The organism is Kitasatospora sp. NPDC057738, assembly GCF_042798815.1.
Lineage (GTDB): Bacteria > Actinomycetota > Actinomycetes > Streptomycetales > Streptomycetaceae > Kitasatospora > Kitasatospora lactacystinica.
The window spans coordinates 17142-37758 of sequence record NZ_JBHVJT010000021.1 but is presented as its reverse complement, the minus strand read 5'-3'; the positions used below and the strand labels follow the sequence as shown (position 1 = coordinate 37758).

General features: G+C 74.4%; 20 protein-coding genes and 1 riboswitch. Of the genes, 7 read left to right on the top strand and 13 right to left on the bottom strand.

Annotated elements, in window-relative coordinates:
* Window positions 1-94 precede the first annotated feature (94 nt).
* The 6 genes from ACFVGO_RS14155 to ACFVGO_RS14130 all read right to left on the bottom strand — a co-directional run bounded on the left by ACFVGO_RS14155 (window position 95) and on the right by ACFVGO_RS14130 (window position 5838).
* Entirely contained in the window at window positions 95-973 is an 879-nt protein-coding gene (locus tag ACFVGO_RS14155) for a LysR family transcriptional regulator (RefSeq protein ID WP_380631980.1), read from the bottom strand.
* 233 nt (window positions 974-1206) lie between these two features.
* A complete protein-coding gene (locus tag ACFVGO_RS14150; protein WP_380631978.1) occupies window positions 1207-2610 on the bottom strand; it encodes a hypothetical protein in 1404 nt (467 codons plus the stop codon).
* Between the two features lie 152 nt (window positions 2611-2762).
* On the bottom strand, window positions 2763-3176 hold the full coding sequence (locus ACFVGO_RS14145) for an NUDIX hydrolase (RefSeq protein WP_380352557.1): 414 nt from the start codon (window positions 3174-3176) through the stop codon (window positions 2763-2765).
* 95 nt (window positions 3177-3271) lie between these two features.
* Entirely contained in the window at window positions 3272-3922 is a 651-nt protein-coding gene (locus ACFVGO_RS14140; protein WP_380631976.1) for a M15 family metallopeptidase, read from the bottom strand.
* A 93-nt stretch (window positions 3923-4015) separates the two neighbouring features.
* Complete coding sequence (locus tag ACFVGO_RS14135) at window positions 4016-4561, bottom strand: GNAT family N-acetyltransferase (RefSeq protein WP_380631974.1); 546 nt, start codon at window positions 4559-4561, stop codon at window positions 4016-4018.
* A complete protein-coding gene (locus tag ACFVGO_RS14130; RefSeq protein ID WP_380631972.1) occupies window positions 4558-5838 on the bottom strand; it encodes a hypothetical protein in 1281 nt (426 codons plus the stop codon). Before ACFVGO_RS14130 ends, ACFVGO_RS14135 begins: the two co-directional genes overlap by 4 nt.
* 181 nt (window positions 5839-6019) lie before the next feature.
* Here ACFVGO_RS14130 and ACFVGO_RS14125 point away from each other — a divergent pair, with 181 nt between their 5' ends.
* The 3 genes from ACFVGO_RS14125 to ACFVGO_RS14115 all read left to right on the top strand — a co-directional run bounded on the left by ACFVGO_RS14125 (window position 6020) and on the right by ACFVGO_RS14115 (window position 8858).
* Complete coding sequence (locus tag ACFVGO_RS14125; RefSeq protein WP_380631970.1) at window positions 6020-6520, top strand: ATP-binding protein; 501 nt, start codon at window positions 6020-6022, stop codon at window positions 6518-6520.
* 201 nt (window positions 6521-6721) lie between these two features.
* A complete protein-coding gene (locus ACFVGO_RS14120) occupies window positions 6722-7810 on the top strand; it encodes a methyltransferase domain-containing protein (protein ID WP_380631968.1) in 1089 nt (362 codons plus the stop codon).
* A 232-nt stretch (window positions 7811-8042) separates the two neighbouring features.
* Window positions 8043-8858: a helix-turn-helix domain-containing protein gene (locus ACFVGO_RS14115; protein WP_380631966.1), complete on the top strand. Its 816-nt coding sequence runs from the start codon at window positions 8043-8045 to the stop codon at window positions 8856-8858.
* Here ACFVGO_RS14115 and ACFVGO_RS14110 read toward each other — a convergent pair.
* From ACFVGO_RS14110 to ACFVGO_RS14085, 6 genes are all read right to left on the bottom strand, one after another.
* Window positions 8855-9691 carry an ECF transporter S component gene (locus ACFVGO_RS14110; RefSeq protein ID WP_359896865.1) on the bottom strand — a complete coding sequence of 279 codons (837 nt, stop codon included), beginning with the start codon at window positions 9689-9691 and terminating at the stop codon, window positions 8855-8857. The genes ACFVGO_RS14115 and ACFVGO_RS14110 overlap by 4 nt on opposite strands.
* On the bottom strand, window positions 9688-11289 hold the full coding sequence (locus ACFVGO_RS14105; protein ID WP_359896867.1) for an ATP-binding cassette domain-containing protein: 1602 nt from the start codon (window positions 11287-11289) through the stop codon (window positions 9688-9690). Before ACFVGO_RS14105 ends, ACFVGO_RS14110 begins: the two co-directional genes overlap by 4 nt.
* Complete coding sequence (locus ACFVGO_RS14100) at window positions 11286-12392, bottom strand: CbiQ family ECF transporter T component (RefSeq protein WP_359896869.1); 1107 nt, start codon at window positions 12390-12392, stop codon at window positions 11286-11288. The genes ACFVGO_RS14105 and ACFVGO_RS14100 overlap by 4 nt, the downstream gene beginning before the upstream one ends.
* Window positions 12393-12412: 20 nt before the next feature.
* The gene (locus ACFVGO_RS14095) at window positions 12413-13114 is read right to left on the bottom strand and encodes an SCO2322 family protein (RefSeq protein WP_359896870.1); all 702 of its coding nucleotides are present in this window, start codon (window positions 13112-13114) and stop codon (window positions 12413-12415) included.
* Complete coding sequence (locus tag ACFVGO_RS14090; protein ID WP_380631963.1) at window positions 13114-14526, bottom strand: prenyltransferase/squalene oxidase repeat-containing protein; 1413 nt, start codon at window positions 14524-14526, stop codon at window positions 13114-13116. The genes ACFVGO_RS14095 and ACFVGO_RS14090 overlap by 1 nt, the downstream gene beginning before the upstream one ends.
* Window positions 14489-14573: riboswitch (cobalamin riboswitch) on the bottom strand. (Overlaps the previous gene by 38 nt.)
* Window positions 14574-14686: 113 nt before the next feature.
* On the bottom strand, window positions 14687-15283 hold the full coding sequence (locus ACFVGO_RS14085) for a TetR family transcriptional regulator (protein ID WP_359896874.1): 597 nt from the start codon (window positions 15281-15283) through the stop codon (window positions 14687-14689).
* A gap of 256 nt (window positions 15284-15539) precedes the next feature.
* Here ACFVGO_RS14085 and ACFVGO_RS14080 point away from each other — a divergent pair, with 256 nt between their 5' ends.
* The 3 genes from ACFVGO_RS14080 to ACFVGO_RS14070 all read left to right on the top strand — a co-directional run bounded on the left by ACFVGO_RS14080 (window position 15540) and on the right by ACFVGO_RS14070 (window position 18836).
* A complete protein-coding gene (locus ACFVGO_RS14080) occupies window positions 15540-16850 on the top strand; it encodes a glycosyltransferase family 4 protein (protein ID WP_359896876.1) in 1311 nt (436 codons plus the stop codon).
* 184 nt (window positions 16851-17034) lie between these two features.
* Entirely contained in the window at window positions 17035-17778 is a 744-nt protein-coding gene (locus tag ACFVGO_RS14075) for a methyltransferase domain-containing protein (protein WP_359896878.1), read from the top strand.
* Window positions 17775-18836, top strand: coding sequence for a prenyltransferase (locus ACFVGO_RS14070; RefSeq protein ID WP_380631960.1), 1062 nt, complete (start codon window positions 17775-17777; stop codon window positions 18834-18836). Before ACFVGO_RS14075 ends, ACFVGO_RS14070 begins: the two co-directional genes overlap by 4 nt.
* A 291-nt stretch (window positions 18837-19127) precedes the next feature.
* Here the strand turns inward: ACFVGO_RS14070 and ACFVGO_RS14065 are convergent, their stop codons facing one another.
* Entirely contained in the window at window positions 19128-19661 is a 534-nt protein-coding gene (locus ACFVGO_RS14065) for a PadR family transcriptional regulator (RefSeq protein WP_359911083.1), read from the bottom strand.
* A gap of 159 nt (window positions 19662-19820) precedes the next feature.
* Here ACFVGO_RS14065 and ACFVGO_RS14060 point away from each other — a divergent pair, with 159 nt between their 5' ends.
* Window positions 19821-20591, top strand: coding sequence for an alpha/beta fold hydrolase (locus ACFVGO_RS14060; protein WP_380631958.1), 771 nt, complete (start codon window positions 19821-19823; stop codon window positions 20589-20591).
* Window positions 20592-20617 lie beyond the last annotated feature (26 nt).

The following is a 20617-nucleotide window of genomic DNA, read 5'->3' as shown; positions in this document are numbered from 1 at the left end:
GGGACTTCAGAGTTTGCATCGTGGCCGTCCCCTCTCGGGCCTTAGCTCCCGCAGCCCCTATGGGCCCCGCTGCTGTTCGAGGGCCCGGGGGAGTTCAGGCCGGGGTGGTGCGAAGGAGGGGGCGCAGGGCGGGGAGGGGCGCGTGGTCGGCGCGCCAGAGGAGGCGGAGATGGAGGGGCGGGGGGTCGAGGGGGAGGTGGGTGAGGGCGCCGGTGGCGAGGTGGTCGTGGACGGCGTGGGTGGGGAGGAGGGCGATGCCGAGGCCCTGTGCGGCGCAGGCGCGGGTGGTGGGGACGGCGCCGGTGCGGAGGCGTTGGACGTGGTGGCCGAGGAGGCGTTCGCCGGCGAGGTGGTAGGAGCAGGCGGGGGTGTCGACGAGGAGGCGGTGGCCGCGGAGGTTCTCGGGGGCGAGGGTGGTGGCGCGGGCGAGCGGGTGGGTGGGGGCGGCGACCAGGGCGAGGTGGACGGCCTGGAGATCGAGGTGGTCGAGCGGGGCGGGCGGCAGGGGGAAGCCGAGTGCGCCGAGCGGGCCCGGGGCGTCGAGGATGAGCGCCGCTTCCAGGGCTCCGGCGGCGACGCCGTCGAGCAGGACGTCCCGGGTGGCGTCGGTGTGGAGGGATATGTCCAGACCGGGGCGGCGGTCGGTGAGGCGGGCCAGGACGGTCGGGAGGTGGGTGGCGGCGACGGCCGCCAGGACGCCGAGGCGCAGGCGGGTCCGGGTCACGACGACCTCGCGGCGGGCCTGTTCGGCCTGGTCGAGGAGCCGTCGGGACCAGGGCAGTAGTCGTTCCCCGGCCGAGGTGAGGGTCAGGTCGTGCCTGGCCCGGTCGAACAGGTCGGTGCCGAGGCTGTGTTCGAGGGTGCGGACCTGTTCGGAGACGGAGGCCGGGGCGAGTCCGAGTGCCACGGCCGCGCCGGTGACGGTGCGGTGGGTGACGACGGCGTCGAAGACGCGCAACTGACGTAGTTCCACTGGTTTCCCCGGTTCCCCCGAAGGTCCGTACCGTGCCCGTGCGAGTGCTGCGGGACAGGGTACGGGGGTGTACCGGGGGGTGGATGGGGATTCCGGCCGGTTCGGTGGCTTCGGCGGGCCGCGTGCTGCCCGGCCGCGGCCCGCAGGCCCGGCTTCGGGCTCCTGCAGCGAGCAGGGGACTCCTCCTCGCTGCCCCGGCCGGTGGGTGCCGGGCGGAGCACCGGGGGCGGTGGTCACCCGGCCGGGCTCTCCGTCCGTACGGCGAGGGCGTGGGCCTCGTGCAGGGTGCCGGTCGCCTCGGCGTGGTCGCCGTGGACGAGTTGGGCCATGGCCAGGTCGGTGAGCGCCCTGACCAGGCGCCGGGTGTCGTGGGCGGGGCCGGTCGCGTGGAGGCGGCGTTCGATCCGGACGCTCCGCCGCAGCCGGGGGAGTGTGAGGTGGGCGTAGTAGCTGGGATGGTCTCCACGGACCGCCCGGCGCAGGTCGAGCCGCCGGGTGAGGGTGCCGAGGGTGGCGAGCAGGTCGCGGTCCTCCGGCAGGGGCAGTGAGCCGTCGGCTTGTTCGGACGGGCCCTCCTCGTCGGGCAGGCGGTCGGTGGGCTCGGGCGTGCCCGTGATGGCCTCGACGGCCCGCGCGAGGGTGACCAGTCCGTCCTCGAAGGACGCGCGCAGGCTGAAGGACCAGTGGTGGAGGTCCAGGCCCAGCACCGGTTGGAGGCGCCGTCCTGGGTCGACGCCGAGCGCGAGCGGGTCCGGGGCGTCGGCCGCGGCCTGTTCGTCCCGTACGCCGGAGCGGGCGAACAAGGCGCTCCGCAGGCCCTCGTTGAAGCCGAAGTCGCCGGCGTCGCCGCGGGCGGGCAGGCGCTCGCAGGAGCGGGCGGCGTCCGCGAGCAGCCGGTGCGACTGTTCGGTGCGGCCCAGATCGGCGAACCACAGGGCGGCGCCGGCCGCCCGTAGGGCCGGGACGGGACTGCGGGCCGGTTCCGTGCGGCCCTCGCGCAGCCAGGCGAGGGCCTCGTGTTCGACGGCCACGGCCTCCTCGGTGCGGTCCGCGAGGCGGAGCAGCACGGTGAGGTCGAGCAGTCGCCACGTCAGGTCGCTCCCGCCGGCCTCGGTCACCGCCAGGGAGCGGTCGGCCACCGTGCGGGCGGCGTCCACGGCCTCGTCGAACCGTCCCGCCTCGGCGAGGCCGTGGGCGAGGTCGGCGTGCAGGACGGCGGCCTGGCCGAGGCCCTCCACCGGCTGGTCCGCTTCGGCGCGCCGGGCCAGGTCGGCCGCCTCCTGCCGGGCGGCGAGGGCGGGACCGTCGGCGTGCGCCAGGGAGTGGTGCAGGGCGAGGGAGGACAGCGCGCGGGCGGCAGCGGCCAGGTGTTCGGTGCCGCCGTCGGCGACCAGGGCGCGGTAGATGCCGGCGGACTCCTCCAGGAACGGGACGGCCTCCTCGGGCCGGGGCCTGGGCCGGCCGTAGGCCCGGCCCCGCAGCGCCTCGGCCAGCGCGGGCAGGCCCGAGGCGGGGTCGGTGCGGGCCTGGGCCCGGAGCCGGGCGACCGTCTCGTCGGTGACCGGCTCCCGCCCCGGGCGGCGGGCTCGCGGTACGGCGTGGTCGTGGTCGGACGGGGCTCCGTGCGCGGTTGTCACGCGTTTCCTTCCGGGGCGGGGACGAGCGGTCTCCCGTCCGAACGTCCGAACGCCCCTACGGCGGGGATGAGTTCCGGACACTGGTGGTGGTGCTCGTGCATGGGAAGTCGGACGGGCCGACTTCTCGCGCGGGTTCGTCCGCCGTTCCGCGCCTACCCGGCGAGCGTGCCGTCCAGGTACTCCCGCACCGGTGGGAACAGCGGGAACGGCACGTACTCGGCCAGCTCGGCGCGGGACGCCCAGACCACCCGGTCCAGCTCGTCGGAGTCCACCACGGTGGCGGTGCCGCCGACCACCTCGCAGGCCGTGTACGCCATCCGCCGCCCGTTCTGCGGGTGCACCCGCTCGCCGAGCAGCCGGGCGGCGGCGACATGGAGGCCGGTCTCCTCGGCGGTCTCGCGGACCGCCGCCGCCTCGGGGGACTCGTCCGGCTCGACCTCCCCGGCCGGGAACTGCCAGGACAGCTCGCCCTCGGCGACCCGCCGCCGCACCATCAGCACCCGGCTGTCCTTGACGACGATCGCGACGGCGACGGCGGGGAGTTGTTCGGGGGTCTGCTCGGTCATCGCTCTGCTCCTCGGGCGGGCATCGGTGCCGACGCCATCCTGGCCCGGGGCCGCAGGTCCGCTCGGCAGGCTCCACGGGCCGCGTGTCGTGTCGGCTACCCGTGCGCCGGCCCGTAGAGCGCGGCCGGTGCGCCGGTGGCCAGCGCCCAGTAGCGGTCCCCGTACGACCAGTGCCACCACTCGGTGGGGTAGTTGACGAGCCCGGCGCCGGTCAGGACGTCGCAGAGGAGCCGCCGGTTGGCGCGGGCCTCGGCGCCGATGCCGTCCGCGTCGGTGTAGCAGGCCCCGGCGCTCTCCTCCGGGCTGGCGTTGACCCTGGTGCCGAGGTCGAGTTCACGGCCGTCGGCGTCGACGAGGGTGAGGTCGACGGCGGCCCCGGCACTGTGCGGCGCGATCTCCGGCGGCGAGACGTAGCGGCTCGTCGCCGACCTGATCAGGTCGTCCGGCCAGTCGGGGTTCGCGGCCCGCAACTCGGCGGCGTACTCGTCGAAGTAGCGGCTCTGGAGAGCCGGTGGCCGGTATCCCTCGACGAACAGCAGCCGCAGGTCGTCGGGCAGCGCGGCCTGCGCGTCGAGCAGCCGATCGAGCACCCCGGCCCGCAGGCGCGCGAAGGCGCCGGTGCCGTCCTGCTGGCGCTCGTCGACCAGCAGCCCGCTGCCGCTCCGTACGTCGAGCAGCTGCTCCTCGCGGGGCGCGACGGGTATCGCGGCGACCTTTGGGTCGGACATGAGGATGATCTCGCTCAACACGCCTCCTGGGGAAGGGAACCAAGGCTACGTGGTCACGTGGAGACCATGGGCACGCGCCCACGGACCGGCCCGGCGCCGTGACCGAGCGGGCTACGGATGCGGCAGGTCGAGGACCATCACGTCGTGTCGGGCCGCGCCCTCCCAGGGGATGGCTGATCCGACCCGCCGGTAGCCCCAGGCCAGGTAGGCGGCCTGGGCGCCCGTCGCCTCCGGTCGCGCGTTCAGCAGAACCCGGGCGTTGTCGAGGCCTTCGATGAGGACGCGGTGCATGTGGGAGGCGATGCCTTGGCGGCGCCACGGGGGCCGGACTGCCAATTCGAAGAGGCCGAAGGTCCGCTTACCGTCCTCGTGCCTGAGGTCGCCGGGAACGGGATCGATCAGCGTGTCCCACCACCCGGTGTTCGCCGACAGCGGGTAGCCGTAGGCCATCCCCACGACGGTTTCGTCATCGAAGGCGATCGCCGCCCGGAACCCGCGCCGCCGTATCTGGGAGCGGAACCGCCGAAACGCCCGCTCCACATCGGCCGGACCCTCGCCGTAGGGAGGCTCGGCGAATGCCTCGGCGAATGCCTTCTTCAACTCCGATTCCAGCTCGGCAGTTTGCTCGCCATTCAGGAGCTGAACCGTCACTGTCACGCCGCCCTCTGCTTCCGGGCCGAAACCCCAAGCGCTCGAAGTTCCTCAACACAGTCTCGCGCTGCCGCCGTATCCACGCGGGCCGCCAGTGACGCCACCATACGCAGCCGGTCCGTCAGCCGCGCCGAAGCCATCCCCTTCGCCGCCCTGGCGCTGGTCACCGCCTCTGTGCAGGACTCCTCGACCTCTCCTGTCCTCATCAGTACCTCGGCCAGCCGCGCCCGGTACAGCGCTGCATTTCGGCCGTAAGTCGGGCCGAGATGTTCGATTGCTGACCGAAGGAATGGGATCGCGTACGCGAGTTTCCCTGTCCCCACATGCCACGCGGCAGTGGCGTAGTCCCCCTCGACCTGACCGGCGAAGGCCGTCCACGAAGGTGCGTCGGTGTCTCCATCCGATCGGTCCTGCCAGGTCATTGCCCGAGAAAGGGCTCGCCGAGCACCTGCGTAGTCACCAGCAGCTGAGAGAGCCCGAGCCTGTCGCAGGGCAACCACGGACTTCACCTTCGGTCCGGCCTGTGCCTGAGCGATCTCCCCGGAGGCGGTTGCGGCAGCGACCGCCTCCCATGGCCGTTTCTGCTCGACAGCCAGCAAGGACAGACTGTCGAGAGCTCGGACCTCCAATAGCGGATCGCCAACCAGGCGGGCGGAGGTCAGCGCCTCGGTACACGCTGCACGGGCGGCAGCCGACCTCCCCGCGTCGAACTCGATCCATCCGAGGTGGGAGTGCAATGTTCCGACCAACGTGTGAAGGTCGCGTCCGATCGGAGCGAGATAGACGCCTCCGGTCATGGCCTTCTCGATGCTCTGGGGCACCCGGACGGCAGCCTGCCGGGCGACGTGGCCACCTTGTGAGTGGTCAATGGTGTACAGGTCGGCGATCTTCGATCGAAAGGCCTGAATATCGGTGGCACCGATTCGCCGACCACTTCTCGTGGGGGTCAGGACGGAAGCCCCGAGTAGTGCTCCGACATCTACAACGAACCGCCGACGCTGCACCGTGTCCTCCTGGAGGCTGCCCTCTGATGCGACGGCGACCCGTTCCTGCGGCACTGCGAAGCCGAGTTCAGCCAGGGGGACACCCAAGAGCGCTTCCAGGACAGCCTGCTGGCCAGGGTGAGGCAACGGCGGGTTGGCGGACTCCCATCTCCTGAGATGGCGAACGCTCACCGTAGCGCGGACATCCATGCGTCGTGCCATGTCCAAGAACGCGGCAGCAAAGCTCTCCTGTGAGCAGCCGGCAGCCTTGCGCAGCTCGGCCAGTGATCGCGTTGCCACAGAACCCCCAGCAGTCATACGCGCTCTTCCGCCGGACATGCCTGCCAGACCCAAATGTCCGCTGAAACGTCCGGTCGCACGAGGCCCATGCCGCCCTCTCGGGGCGGTGAACTAGGAATACCTCGCTGGCAGATCAGACGCCAAGGAGGGATCGACCAGACCACCCGAGGGAGTGACCTCGATGTCTCCGTCCATGCCGTCAGCCCCGGTGGGCCTCAATCGGAAGCAGTCGACCTGCTGTCCGGTAACCACTGGCACCGACTTCGATGCCGCCCCTCGGGTGGCCATCAGGCCGGCGACTGCCTGCTTGCCGTACCAGGCTGAGTCCGTGGGGGCTGCGCGGCGCCTTGTCGGAGCGAAGCTGCGGGAGTGGGAGCTGGACGCGTTGGTGGACGATGCCTTGCTGATCGTCAGCGAGCTGGCCACCAACGCCGTCGAGACCGGCTGCCAGACGCGCATGGTTGTCGCTGTGCGGCGCCCGAGCGACCGGACCGTCCGCATCCTCGTCGGTGACGGCTCCCGCGCGATGCCGGTGAGGATCCAGGCCGGGCCCTACGCGACGTCGGGTCGTGGTCTTGCGCTGGTCCACCGGCTCACTCAGGGCCGCTGGGGTGTCAGCCTCCGCCCGTTCGGGAAAGTCGTGCACGCTGATCTCTCGACGTTCGATCCGGCGTCGCGGTGAGCCGGCCGCCGAGTTGCATGTCATCGCGGACCTGGTGTTGATCAGCCGCACCCACTGATTTCCCGGCCGAGCCGCCGGCCCGGCGGCGCGGCCGGGATCGCCTCTCCTCCGCTTCCGCCTCATAAGGAGCAATGCCATGTCAGCGGGACGTATCGCCCACCAACCTGCCCAAGCCGTCGAAGCCTTGAGGGGGGCGGCCGAGTGAAGTGGAACGTGCTCAGCGATGCGCTCCGGGAGTCCGGGGCGCTGTCGGCCGACTGGGAGCCGGTGTTCCGAGGCGTGCCCCGCCTACTGTTCGTTCCGGACCGGATCCGCCACGGGGGTGAGTGGATCGACCGCAATGAACGCCCGGTCGAGTGGGGCGAGCTGGTCGGCTCCGACATCCCGCTGGTGACCCGGCTGGACGAGGACGGTCGCACGCCGTCCTCGTCCAGCTCGATGCCCACCGTCGTGGCCCAGATGCTCCGGCACCTGCAAGTCTCCGACAGTATGCGGGTGATGGACATCGGTACCGGCACGGGCTGGACGGCGGCGCTGCTGGCCCGCCGGCTCGGGGTGGAGAACGTCACCACCGTCGAGCTGGACCCTGAACTGTCCGGTGCCGCACGGCGCCGTCTGGCGGCGAACCGCCTGCCGGTCAGGGCCGTGGTCGGCGATGGCATGCTCGGCCATCCGGCGGCCGCGCCGTACGACCGGGTTCATGTCACCGCCGCCGTGCAGCGTGTCCCCGGTGCGTTGATCGAGCAGACGGTGCCCGGGGGCGTGATCGTCGTCCCGTACGGCACGGCGTTCTGCAACGGCGGGCTGCTGAAGCTCACCGTCGCCGACGACGGCCGTTCCGCGAGCGGGCCGTTCGTCGAGGACGTCGCCTTCATGTGGGTGCGGGGCCAGCGCCCCGGGAGCGGCGAGTTCGAGATCGAGGACGTCCGGCACGGCCCGTCCGAACTCGACCCCGCTGTCGTGGCGGAGGACACCGACGCCGCCTTCGCGATCGGGCTGCGGTTGCCGGGGCTGTTCCGGCAGGAGGTGTCGGCGGGCTACGACCGGCTCGGTACCGGCCGGTTGGAGGTGTGGGACGGGGTCTCGTACGCCCACTGCCGCCTGGCCGACTGGGACGGCAGGCACGCCGTCGCGCAGTCCGGCCCCCGCAACCTGTGGGACGAGGTGACCGCCGCCCACGCCCGGTGGCAGGACCAGGGCGAGCCGGGCCTCGACCGGTTCGGTCTGACCGTCACGGTCGAGGGCGAGCACCGGGTGTGGCTGGACGAGCCGGGCCACGTGGTCGGTTGATGCGAGGCAGTGAGGAGCGCGTCCCGGGCTCGCGAGCTCGGGACGCGCTGGGTTGTGCGCGCTCGCGCCGCCCGAGCGGGTGATGAGGAAAGGAGTTTGACGGGGCGTTACGGAATTACGGTGAAGATTGCGGTGCCGGGTGCTCGGAGGGGCACTCGGTGCGTGAGCAAAGGAGTTACCCCGGCGGTGCGCCAACACCCCGGGGTCCGGCACCAGGAGAAGAGACCTCCAGATGCAGATCCATCGTATCCCTCGGCATGCCCCCGGGTACACGATCCTGGACAACGGTCGCGTCGTCCGCAAGCACTCGCTGAGTTGGGCCGCGCGCGGGCTGCTGAACTACCTGCTCAGCCTGCCGGACGGGGCGCGCGAGGACGTGCGGACCCTCGCCGCGAAGAGCGTGGAAGGGCGGACGACCGTCGCGCGGGCGCTCAGGGAGCTGGAGGCGGCCGGGCACTACGTGCGGCGGACCCAGCGCGATCCGCTGACCGGGCAGGTGCGGACGGTCGTTTCCGTTCATGAGGTGCCGGTGACGGGCAAGGCGGTGCACACGGTGCCGCCGCTTCCCGCGTCCCCGGCCGCCGGTGTCCCAGCTCCGGGCCATCCAGTCGCCGGGACGGCGGGAAGCCCTTCCAAGGAATCGAGGAAGAAGGAAGCGGAACAACCTTCCGTCCGTCCCTCCGAGAAGTTGACGGCCGGGATGGCACTGCTGCTCGAACTCGGGCGCAGGGAGCCCCGGATGGCCCTGGCGGGGAAGCCGCTCAGCGACCAGGCCGCGCGGGTGGAGGGGTTGCTGGCGGGCGGGTGGAGCGGTGAGGCGCCCGCCGGGATCCTGTCGGCGCCCCTGCCGGACAAGGTCACCCGCAGTGTCGGGGCGATCGTGGCGGCGCGGATCGCCGGGCTGCCGGCCGTTCCGGCACCCCGACGGGCGGGCGACGGGCCCCGCAGGGCGGACGACGGGCCCCGCAGGCACGAGTGCCCCGGGCGCGGCGGGCTGTGCGGGCGGCCCGTGGCCGGGCCCGGGCAGGTGTGCGGGGCGTGCCGTTAGCGCTCCGGCGGCCGGAAGGTGACCGGGGCGTCGAAGGCGGCGCGGCGGGTCGTGCGGCGCAGGGCGCGCAGGACTGGGGTGCCGAGGGTGAGGCAGAGAACGACGGTCAGGGCGGCCCGGGGGAGGTCCCAACCCAGGGACGTGGTGAGGCAGTAGGCGGCGAAGCGGACCAGGTTGGCGGGCAGCGGGTCGCCGGGGTGGAAGGAGATGGAGCCGGCCAGGCCGCCGATGTACGGCCAGCCCTGGAGGTTCATGATCGTGCCGTACAGCAGGGACGCGGCGGCGCCGTACCCCGCGAGCAGCCAGAGCTCGCGGCGGCCGCGCAAGGAGGCGGGGCCCGGCAGCAGCCCCGCGCCCAGGCACACCCACCCCATCGCCAGCATCTGGAACGGCAGCCACGGCCCCACCCCGCCCGTCAGCAGCGCGGAGGCGAACATCGACAGTGAGCCGAGCACGAACCCGAAGCCCGGTCCGAGCACCCGCCCGGAGAGCACCATCAGGAAGAACATCGGCTCCAGCCCCGCCGTGCCCGCGCCGAGCGGCCGCAGTGCCGCGCCCGCCGCGGCCAGGACGCCCAGCAGGGCGACGGACTTGGCGTCCAGCCCGGGCGCCCCGCCGCCCGCCGAGCGGCCTTCGGAGATCTGGGCGATGACGACGGCGAGCAGCAGCGGCAGCAGCAGGGCGAACAGCCACGGCGCGTCCGCGGAGTGGCCGACCAGCGCCGACTTGGTGGAGGCGAGCAGCGGCCAGCCGAAGGCGGTCACGCCGACGGCCGTGACGAGGAGCAGCGCGGTGACGGACCGGCGCCCCAGGGGGACGGGACGAGTGCTCATGCGCCCAGCGCCTCCGCGACCTGCCCGACGGTGAGCCACGGCCCGGGCGCCAGCACCTTGGCGACCTGCGGGGCGAAGGCCGGGGAGGAGACCACCACCTCCGCGGTCGGCCCGTCCGCGACGATCTCGCCCTCGGCCAGGATCACCGTGCGGTGGGCGAGTTCGGCGGCCAGTTCGACGTCGTGGGTGGCGAGGAGTACGGCGTGGTCCTCGGCGGCGAGGGCGCGCAGGATCTCCACCAGCCGGGCCTTGGCGGCGTAGTCGAGGCCGCGGGTCGGCTCGTCCAGGAGCAGCAGCGGGGGCCGGGCGGTGAGCACGACGGCGAGGGCGAGGGTGAGCCGCTGGCCCTCGGAGAGGTCGCGCGGGTGGGCGTCGTCGGCGATGCCGGGCAGCAGGCGTTCCACCAGGGCGCGGCAGGTGCCGGCGGCGGCGCCCGCGTCGGTGTCGGCCGCGGCGCACTCGGCGGCGACCGACTCGCCGTACAGCAGGTCGCGCGGTTCCTGCGGGACGAGGCCGACCTCGCGGATCAGTTCGGCGGGGCGGGTGCGGTGCGGGGTGCGGCCGCCGACCCTGACGCTGCCGGAGGCCGGGGCGTGCAGGCCGACCAGGCTGCCGAGCAGGGTGGACTTGCCGGCGCCGTTGCGGCCCATCAGGGCGGTGATCTCGCCGGGGCGGAGCGCGAGGTCCACGCCGCGCAGGGCGGGGACCGGCCCGCGCCGGACGGCGAGGCGGTCGGCAACGGCGATGGGGGTGCCGGACGAAGAACCGGCAGCGGCGGGTGTCCGGCCGTCCAGTTCGGCGCGCAGCGGGGCGGCCTTGCGGCGCGCGTCGCGGACCGAGAGCGGCAGCGGCCGCCAGCCCGCGAGCCGGCCGAGGCCGACCACCGGCGGGTGCACCGGGGAGTGCGCCATCACCTCGGCGGGCCCGCCGAGGACGGGCGGGGCGCCGGGGGTGAGCAGCAGCACCTGGTCGGCGTACTGGACGACGCGTTCCAGCCGGTGCTCGGCCATCAGCACGGTGGTGCCGAGGTCGTGCACCAGCCGCTGGAGGACGGACAGCACCTCCTCGGCCGCGCCCGGGTCGAGTGCCGAGGTGGGTTCGTCCAGGATCAGTACGCGGGGGTGCACGGTGAGCACCGAGCCGATCGCGACGCGCTGCTGCTGGCCGCCGGAGAGGGTGGTCAGCGAGCGGTCGCGCAGGTCGGCGAGGCCGAGCAGGTCGAGGGTCTCCTCGACCCGGCGGCGCATCACGTCGCCCGGCAGGCCCAGGGACTCCATGCCGTAGGCGAGTTCGTCCTCCACCGTGTCGGTGACGAAGTGTGCCAGTGGGTCCTGCCCCACGGTGCCGACCAGGTCGGCGAGTTCGCGCGGCCGGTGCTCGCGGGTGTCCCGGCCGCCGACGGTGACCCGGCCGTGCAGCACCCCGCCGGTGAAGTGCGGCACCAGGCCGCTGACCGTCCCCAGCAGGGTGGACTTGCCGGAGCCGGACGGGCCCACCAGCAGGCAGAGTTCGCCCTCGGGGACGGTGAGGTCGACGCCGCTGAGCGCGGGCGCGGCGGAGTCCGCGTACCGGACGGATACCTGCTCGAAGGTGATCACGATGCCCTCCGGGGCGGGGTCGGGGCGGCGAACGCCGGCACCAGGCCGAGCAGGACGGTCAGCACGGCGGTCAGGGGCAGCGCGGGGACGGTCGGCGGGACGACGGTGGGGGCGAAGGCGGCCGGGTCCCGCGCGGCCAGGTAGACGGTGAGGGCCGCCACGGCCGCCCCGGAACCGGCGGTCAGCCATTCCGGAAGGGCCCACGGGTCCGGCCGGTAGCGGCTTCTGACGGAGCGTCGGCCGCCGAGCAGCAGCCCGGCGAAGGCGGCGGCCAGGCCGAGCAGCAGGACGGGCGGCGCCCAGCCCGCGCCGCCGGCCGTCAGCAGCCCGTACGCGGCCAGGCAGACCCCGAGCAGCCCGGCCAGGGTGAGCGCGGCCGTCGCCCGGGCGAGCCGGCGCGGGACGTCGGCGGTGCGGCCGAAGCCCCGGGTGTCCATCGCGGCGGCCAGCGCGATGGACCGCTCCAACGCGCCCTCCAGCACCGGGATTCCGACGCTCAGCACGGCGGCGACGCCCTTGTCGGTGCGGCCGCGCAGGCGCCGTGCGGCACGCAGCCGGCGGACGTCCGCGACCAGGTTGGGTGCGAAGGTCATCGCCACGACGACGGCGACGCCCGCCTCGTAGAGCGCGCCGGGCAGGGTGCGCAACAGGCGGGCCGGGCTGGCCAGGGAGTTGGCGGCGCCGACGCAGATCAGCAGGGTGGCCAGCCGCAGCCCGTCGTACAGTGCGGCGAGCAGCCCCTCGGCGGTGACCCGGCCGCCGATCCGCACGCCCTGCGCCCAGACGGGCAGCGGGAGTTCGGGCAGGGTGAACAGCACGTGGGTGCCGGCGACCGGCGAGCCGAGGAACACGGCGAACACCAGCCGGATGCCGAGCACCAGCAGGCCCAGCCGCAGGAACGCCCCGTACGAGCGCGACCAGGGCGCATCGCCGCGCCGGGCCGCGACCACGTACCCGGCGACGGCGGCGAGCAGCAGCAGGATCGCCGGGTTGGTGGTGCGGGTGGCCGCCGCGCCCAGCCCGAGCGCCCACAACCACCAGGCCCCGGGGTGCAGTTGACGGGGGCCGGTGGGCGGCCGGGTGCTACGGGCGGTGCTGCTCACGGTGTTTCCTGGGTGGGGGACTAGGAGTGACGGCGGCGGCGCGCCTGCCGGACGGCACCGCCGGCGAGGACGGCGAGCAGCGCGCCACCGGCGATCAGGCCGATGTCGGGGCCGCTGCCGCTGCTGCCGCCGCCCTGGTCGGCGGTCCGGGCCGCGCCCGCCGCGCCGATCCGGTCGCCGCAACCCGCTTGCGGGTACCCGGCGATGGCGCACAGCAGCCCGTTGGTGTCGTAGCGCAGCGGCGGGGCGACGGCGGCCAGCACCTCGGCCGAGGTGGCGCGGGGCGCGACGGCGGCGCAGGCGGTCCGCTGCCCGGGCACCGGGGCGGCGGGCGAACCGGCGTCCTCGGCGGTCCCGAAGTCCAGCACGACGGCCACCCGCTTGCGGCCCTCCTGGGCGGGTGTGTCCGCGCAGATCTCCGTGAAGCTCCCGGCGGTCCGGGGCTTCGCGGCGTCCTGCCCGCCGTCCGGGCTCAGCGCGTACCGCCACCCGTCCACCGAGCCGTCCGGCGGCACCGCGACGGCGGGCCCCTGCTGCTGGTACGTCCAGGCTCCGCCCTCGGCGCCGCGCCAGAACGACCAGTAGCGGTAGCCGGCGGCCTGCGCGGGAGCGGCGGAGGCGAGCACCAGCACCGCCCCGAGGAGGGGCAGCAGCAGCGCGGCGACGGCCCGGCGGGTGCGGACGTCGGCGCCCGCCGGGGCGGGGCGGGGTGCGGGGCGCATCAGAGGTGGGGGTTGCGCTTGCGCTGGAGGCTGAGCACGAGGCCGCCGCCGATGCCGACGAGGAGGCCGACGCCGATGAGCCAGTACTGGCCGATGCCGCCGTCCTTCTTCTCCTTCGGGGCCTCCGTCGCCGAGGCGGCGGCTTCGGCGGCCTTGGGCGCCGGGCCGAGGGCGGTGAGCTGGCCGGTCAGGGCGGCGGTGTCGCGGTGGGCGGCCTGGGCGACCAGCAGGAGGGTGGCGGTGGCGCCGGCGTCGGTGCCGCCCTTGGTCCAGGTGGCGCCCTCCTTGGTGAGCCAGTCGACGGCGCCGGCGGCCTGCTGGGGGTGGCCGCTCTGGCTGAGGGCGAGGGCGGCCCAGGCGGTGGCGGTGTAGTCGGGGGTGGGGGCGGCGCCCGGGGTGGTGAGGGTGAGGTGGTCGCCGCCGGCCGTGAGCTGGGCGGTCAGGTAGGCGCCGACGGCCTCGCCGGACTCCGCGTGCGTAACCGGGGCCGAGGAGGCCGAGGAGCCCTGGGCGGCCGGGGCGTCGGAGGCGCACGCCAGGGCCTTGGGCGCGGCGTCGGCGTGCACCGAGCCGGCGACCGGCAGGTGGCCGCCGCTCGCGGCGAGCGCGGCCTGGGCGCTGGCCAGGGCGTTCGGGGTGAGGGCGCCGACGGCCGGGTCGAACTGGTAGGCGAAGGCGCCGCGCTGGTCGGCGGGGGCGGCGCAGCCGAGCTGGAAGAGGGCGAGCCCGTCGAAGGCGGACCGGCCGGCCTTGGCGACGCCGGCCGGGTCGGTCTTGGCGGCGAACAGCGCGTTGACGGCGAGGCCGGTGGAGTCGGCGTCGCCGGGGCTGCCCGGGTTGTAGGCCCAGCTGCCGTCGGCGTTCTGGTTGGCCTTGAGCCAGCCGACGCCCTTGTCGACGGCTTCCTGGTGCCCGCCGAGGGCGACCAGGGCCTGGACGGCGACGGCGGTGGCGTTGCTGTCCTCGGTCTTGGGGTCGCAGGCCGCGCCGGCGGCCCGGTACGACGGCCAGCCGCCGTCCTCGCACTGCTGCCCGGTGAGCCAGCCGACGGCCGAGTCGGCCGGGGTGACCTTGGCCGCCGCCAGCGCGGTGAGCGCGAGCGACTGTCGCCAGACGCCGTCGTACGTCGGGTCGCCCTTGCCGTACAGCCCGTCGGGGAGGGCGGCGGGGGTCGGCGCGGGGCTGTCGGCGAGGGCCGGGCCGGCGGCGATGCCGGTGAGCAGCGCGGCGGACAGGGCGGCGGCGCCCAGGCGGGCGGCGGTCAGCATGGTGCGGGTGTGCCTTTCGGTGAGCGGTGGTGGCCCGGGCGGGGCCGTTCCGTAGTCCTCGACGGTGCCGGGCGCGTGCGTCCGGACGGGCCGCTCGCCCCTCCCCGGGTGCTCCGACTCGTCCGGGCGGCCGAGGGCGGGCACCGGTCTTACGGCTGCGGGGTCAGCGCCGGATTCGCACCGGCTTTCCCCGGGGGAGGAGCGGGATGGAGTTGTGCCGACTGTCGACTCTAGCCGCCGGAGCACGACGAGCGGCCCGGGGCGGGCAGGAACAGGTTCCAGTCGGCGGCGGGAGGAGGACGGTTCACGGCAGGGTGAGCAGCCGGGCCGCGGTGTGCAGGTCGGCCCGTACCTCGGCGATCGAGGCGCGGCCGGAGAGCCAGGCGACCAGTGCCGAGTGCCAGGTGTGCTCGATCACCCGCACCGCCGCGCGCTGGCTCCCGGTGGGCGGTCCGGACTGGCCGATCGCGTCCAGGATGAGCTGTCCGGTGGCCACGCTGACCTGGTCCACCTCGGCCCCGACCGAGCGGTCCGCGAAGGACAGCGCCCGGACCATGGCCTCGGCCAGCAGCGGCTCGCGCTGCAGCGCGTGGAAGGCCCGGGTGAGGGTGTCGGCGACCCGCAGCGCCGGTTCGAGGTCGGTCGGCGGGTGGCGCCGGATGTGCTCGTGGAGGCCCTGCAGCTGCTCCAGCATCACCGCCACCAGCAGGTGCACCTTGGACGGGAAGTACCGGTAGAGCGTGCCGAGGGCGACCTGCGCGCTCTCCGCGACCTCCCGCATCTGCACCGCCTCGTACCCGCCGCGCACCGCCAGTGCGGTGGCGGCCCGCAGGATGCGCCGGCGCCGTTCGGCCTGGCGCGCGGTCAGCGGCGGCTCGCCCGGAGGGGAGACCGGCGGCAACGTCGAAGGAGGGGGTGGCGGCAAGGGTGCTCCCGGGCGGGCGAGAGTGGCGGCGTGCTCCACATGGTCGGCAGGATTCGGCGTGGCGGGAATCACCAGCCCTGGCTCCTGGGGAAAAGCTACGGGCCGGTATCTTCGAGGTCTCTCATTGTTCACGTGGTCGACGACGAGTTCCCCAGCCATTGAAACCTGATCTACTTTAGCGACCGGAAGCACGACCGGCAGCACCGATAGCAGCTAGAGAAGAGGGCCCAGGATGACCGCGCAGCCGCTGCGGATTGCCCTGCTGTCGTACCGCGGTGACCCCTTCTGCGGGGGTCAGGGCGTGTACGTACGACACCTCTCCCGCGAGCTGGCGCGGCTCGGCCACCACGTGGACGTGATCGGCGCCCAGCCCTACCCGGTGCTCGACGAGGTCGACGGCCCCGGCTCGGTGCGCCTGGTGGAGCTGCCCAGCCTGGACCTCTACCGCGCCGACGACCCCTTCCGCACCCCGGCCCGGGGCGAGTTCCGCGGCCCGGTGGACGTGCTGGAGTTCGCCACCATGCGCACCGGCGGCTTCCCCGAGCCGCTCACCTTCTCGCTGCGCGCCCGCCGGTACCTGGCCGCCCACAAGGGCCGCTACGACGTGGTCCACGACAACCAGACCCTCGGCTACGGCCTGCTCGGCCTGGCCCGGCACGGCTTCCCGCTGGTCACCACGATCCACCACCCGATCACCGTGGACCGGCAGCTGGAGCTGGACGCCGCCACCACCCGGGGCAAGCGGCTCTCGCTGCGCCGCTGGTACGCCTTCACCCGGATGCAGCGCCGGGTCGCCGCCCGGCTGGACCACGTGATCACCGTCTCCGGGACCTCGCAGCGCGAGATCGCCGAGCACCTGGGCGCCGCGCCGGACGCGATCTCGGTGGTGCCGATCGGTGCCGACACCCGGCTCTGGTCGCCCTCGGCGGAGATCGGGCGCGTCCCCGGCCGGATCGTCACCACCTCCAGCGCGGACGTCCCGCTGAAGGGCCTGGTCTTCCTGGTCGAGGCGCTCGCCAAGGTGCGCACCGAGCGGGACGCCCACCTGGTGGTGGTCGGCAAGCCGCAGAAGGAGGACGGGCCGGTGGCCGAGGCGGTGCGCCGCTTCGGGCTGGCCGGGCACATCGAGTTCCGCAGCGGACTGACCGACCGCGAGCTGGTCGACCTCTACCGCTCGGCCGAGGTGGCCTGCGTCCCCTCCCTGTACGAGGGCTTCTCGCTGCCCGCCGCCGAGGCGATGGCCACCGGCACCCCGCTGGTCGCCACCACCGGCGGGGCGATCCCCGAGGTGGCCGGGCCGGACGGGGAGACCTGCCTGGCGGTGCCGCCGGGGGAGGCGGACGCGCTGGCCGCCGCGCTCGGCCGGCTGCTGGACGACCCCGAGCTGCGGGCCGGACTCGGCGCGGCCGGACGGCAGCGGGTGCTCGCCCGGTTCACCTGGGAGCGGGCCGCCGAGCTGACCGCCGAGGCCTACCGCGCGGCGATCGCCACCGGCGCCGGCGCCCGGGCCCGCTCGGGGCCGGGCTGGCGGTACGTGGCCTAGGGCCCTGTCGACGCGCACGGGCGGACGGCGCCGTCCCGGTCGGCCGCCCGGCCGGTGGCGGCGGGTCGGTGACGACGGGTCGGTGACGGCGGGTCGGGGCCCGCCCGGCGCAGTGCGACGTGCTGAACGAAGGCCTGACGAGGCGTCAAGAACGCTTGGCAGCAATAGGAATGGGAGTCCAGCAGTGCTGACCGTCGATTTCTCGCGCTTCCCGCTCGCCCCTGGCGACCGGGTGCTCGACCTGGGCTGCGGCGGGGGCCGGCACGCGTTCGAGTGCTACCGCCGCGGCGCCAACGTGATCGCCCTCGACCAGAACGCCGGGGAGATCGCCGAGGTCAGGAAGTGGTTCGCGGCGATGGAGCAGGCCGGTGAGGCCCCCGAGGGGGCGTCGGCGGTCGCGATGGAGGGCAACGCGCTGGCGCTGCCGTTCGAGGACGAGTCCTTCGACAAGATCATCATCTCCGAGGTGATGGAGCACATCCCGGACGACAAGGGCGTGCTCAACGAGATGTTCCGGGTCCTCAAGCCGGGCGGCCTGCTCGCCGTGACCGTGCCGCGTTGGCTGCCCGAGAAGATCTGCTGGGCCCTGTCCGACGAGTACCACGCGAACGAGGGCGGCCACATCCGGATCTACCGGGGCGACGAGCTGCTCGGCAAGCTCAAGGACGCCGGCCTGGAGCCGTACGGCACCCACCACGCGCACGCGCTGCACTCGCCGTACTGGTGGATCAAGTGCGCGGTCGGCGTCGACAACGACAAGGCGCTGCCGGTGAAGGCGTACCACCAGCTGCTGGTCTGGGACATCGTCGGCACCCCGGTGATCAGCAGCCTCACCAAGGCCGCCGAGCGGGCGCTCAACCCGGTGATCGGCAAGAGCTTCGTCGCGTACGCCTCCAAGCCCAACCGCGCGCCGGGCAGGACGGCATGACCGCCGCCGTCCCCGAGGTGCTGCTGCTCGACGGGGTGCTCGACGCCGAGCAGGCCGCCGACACCGTCCGCAGCATCCTGGCCGAGCAGCGCCCCGACGGCGCCATACCGTGGTTCGTCGGCCACCACCTCGACCCCTGGGACCACACCGAGGCCGCGATGGCCCTCGACACGGCCGGCGAGCACGCCGCCGCCGAGGCCGCCTACCGCTGGCTCGCCGCCGCCCAGAACCCGGACGGTTCCTGGTACGCCGCCTACACCGACGGCGTGGTCACCGACCGGGCCAAGGAGAGCAACTTCTGCGCGTACGTCGCGGTCGGGGTCTGGCACCACCACCTCAGCACCGGCGACGACGCCTTCCTGGAGTGGATCTGGCCGGTCGTCCGGCGCGCCCTGGACTTCATCGTCGGACTGCGGCTGCCCGGCGGCCCGATCGCCTGGCGGGTCTCCGAGGACGGCACCGCCACCGACGAGGCGCTGCTCACCGGCTCGTCCAGCATCCTCCACGCGCTGCGCTGCGGCCTGGCCGTCGCCGAGTACCTGGAGGAGCCGCAGCCCGACTGGGAGCTCGCGGCCGGGCGGCTGGGGCACGCCGTCTCCCACCACCCCGAGCGGTTCCTGGACAAGGACCGCTACTCGATGGACTGGTACTACCCGGTGCTCGGCACCGGCCTGCGCGGCGACGCGGCGGTGGCCCGGATCGAGCGGGACTGGGAGCGCTTCGTCGTCCCCGGCCTCGGCGTGCGCTGCGTCAGCGACCGCCCGTGGGTGACCGGCGGGGAGAGCGCCGAGCTGGCGCTCGCGCTCTGGGCGATCGGCCAGTCCGACCGCGCGGTGGACATCCTGCGCTGGATCCAGAAGCACCTGCGGCACGAGGACGGCTCGTACTGGACCGGGTACGTCTTCGAGGACGACGCGATCTGGCCGGAGGAGCGCACCACCTGGACGGCCGGGGCGCTGCTGCTCGCGGTGGCCGCGCTCGGCGGGGACCCGGCGACGGTCTCGGTCTTCGGCGGGGAGCAGCTGCCGGCCGGGCTGGTGGTCGAGGACTGCTGCTGAGCCGGGCGCGCGTGCGGTAGCCGTACGCGCGTACGGGCAGCCGGGCCTGCGAGCGGGCAGTCGGACGCGTACGGCGATCGAGCGTACGGACGGAAGGCGAGCGCTCATGCGGAAGGGGGGGGGACGGAGAAACGGTCCCCCCCCCCCCCCCTCCGCTCCCCCCCTTCCCCCCCCGCCACTACCCTCCTCCCCTCCCCTTTGTGCCGCGGCGCGTGCGGGGCCCGATCCGCCGTCGGCCGCGGTGCGTGCGGGCCCCGGCCCGTCGCCGGCCGCGGCGTGTGCGGCCCCGGTCTAGCGCGGGCTGCCCTCCAGGTCGGCCAGGGTCGCGTGCAGCCAGGCGAGTTCGGCCTCGGTGGTGGCGCGGGCGACCAGCAGCAGGCCGCGCCGGAACGGGTCGGCGAACTCCTCGGCGCCCACCGGGCGGTCGCCCTCGTAGAAGAAGCTGGCCGGTTCGGCGAGGAAGGCCAGTCGGCGGCGCAGTACGGCGGCCTGGTCGGCGGGGTCGGCGAGGTGCCGGAGGAAGGCGAGCAGGGTGAACCAGCGGTTCTCGTCGCTGACGTCGAGCGGCTCGGGCTCGCGCAGCCGGTCGAGCAGTGCGGTGCGGCCGGCCTCGGTGAGGTGCAGGGTGTGCCGGGGCGCGGCGGCGCTGCCCGGCTCGGTCTCGCGGACCAGCAGGCCGTCGGTCTCCAGGCGTTTGATCGCGGGGTAGAGCGTGCCGTCGCTGATCGGGCGGACGTGGCCGGTGAGCGCGGCGAGGTGGCGGCGCAGCTCGTAGCCGTGCAGGGGGCGGTCGTACAGGAACCCGAGGATGGCGAGCTTCAGCATGGGGCCACTCTCTCAGATCCTTCCCTCGGGGCATGGGTATCTCACTATCGCTATACCTCGACTTCGATGTATTGTCCTGGTCGTCCGCCGGAGTCCCCGGAGCCGGGAGCCGGCACACCCAGGAGGAGCCGGCACGCCCAGGAGAAGGAGCGAGTGAGCATGCGCGAGGCCCCCGTCACCCCGAACGGCGACCGGATCCGCTGGGTCGAGCTGCCCGGCGCCGAGCCGGCCCGGCTCTACCTGCACGGGCTCGGCGCCACCTCGCCGGCCTACTTCGCGGCCGCCGCCACCCACCCGCTGCTCGCCGGTCGGCGCTCGCTGCTGCTGGACCTGCTCGGCTTCGGCCTCAGCGACCGGCCGACGGACTTCGGCTACGCCCTGGAGGAGCACGCGGACGCTGTCGCGGCGGCCGTCGCGGCCGCCGGGGCGGCCCGGGTCGAGGTGATCGGCCACAGCATGGGCGGGGCGGTCGCGATCGTCCTCGCCCAGCGGCACCCGCACCTGGTCGAACGGCTGCTCCTGGTGGACGCCAACCTGGACCGGGTCGACCCCGACCGGCGCCACCCCGGCAGCAGCGGCATCGCGGCCTACGCCGAGGAGGAGTTCCTGGCCGGCGGCCGGGACGAAGTCGCCGAGCGGGTCGGCCCGTTCTGGTGGTCCACCATGCGGCTGGCCGGCCCGGAGGCGCTGCACCGCAGCGCCCGCTACCTCGCCCGGGCGACCGAACCGACCATGCGCGAGCTGCTGCTCGGCCTCGACCTCCCGCGCACCTTCCTCCACCCGGCGGCGGACGGCGAGCCGGCGGGCGCCGGCACCCTCCGCGCGGTGGGCGTGCGGGTGGTCGCGGTGCCGGACTGCGGGCACAACATCATGCTCGACAACCCGGACGGCTTCGCGGCCGCCGCGGCGCGGGCGCTCGGGCAGGGGTGAGCGGGGGAGGCGCCGGCCGCCGCCCG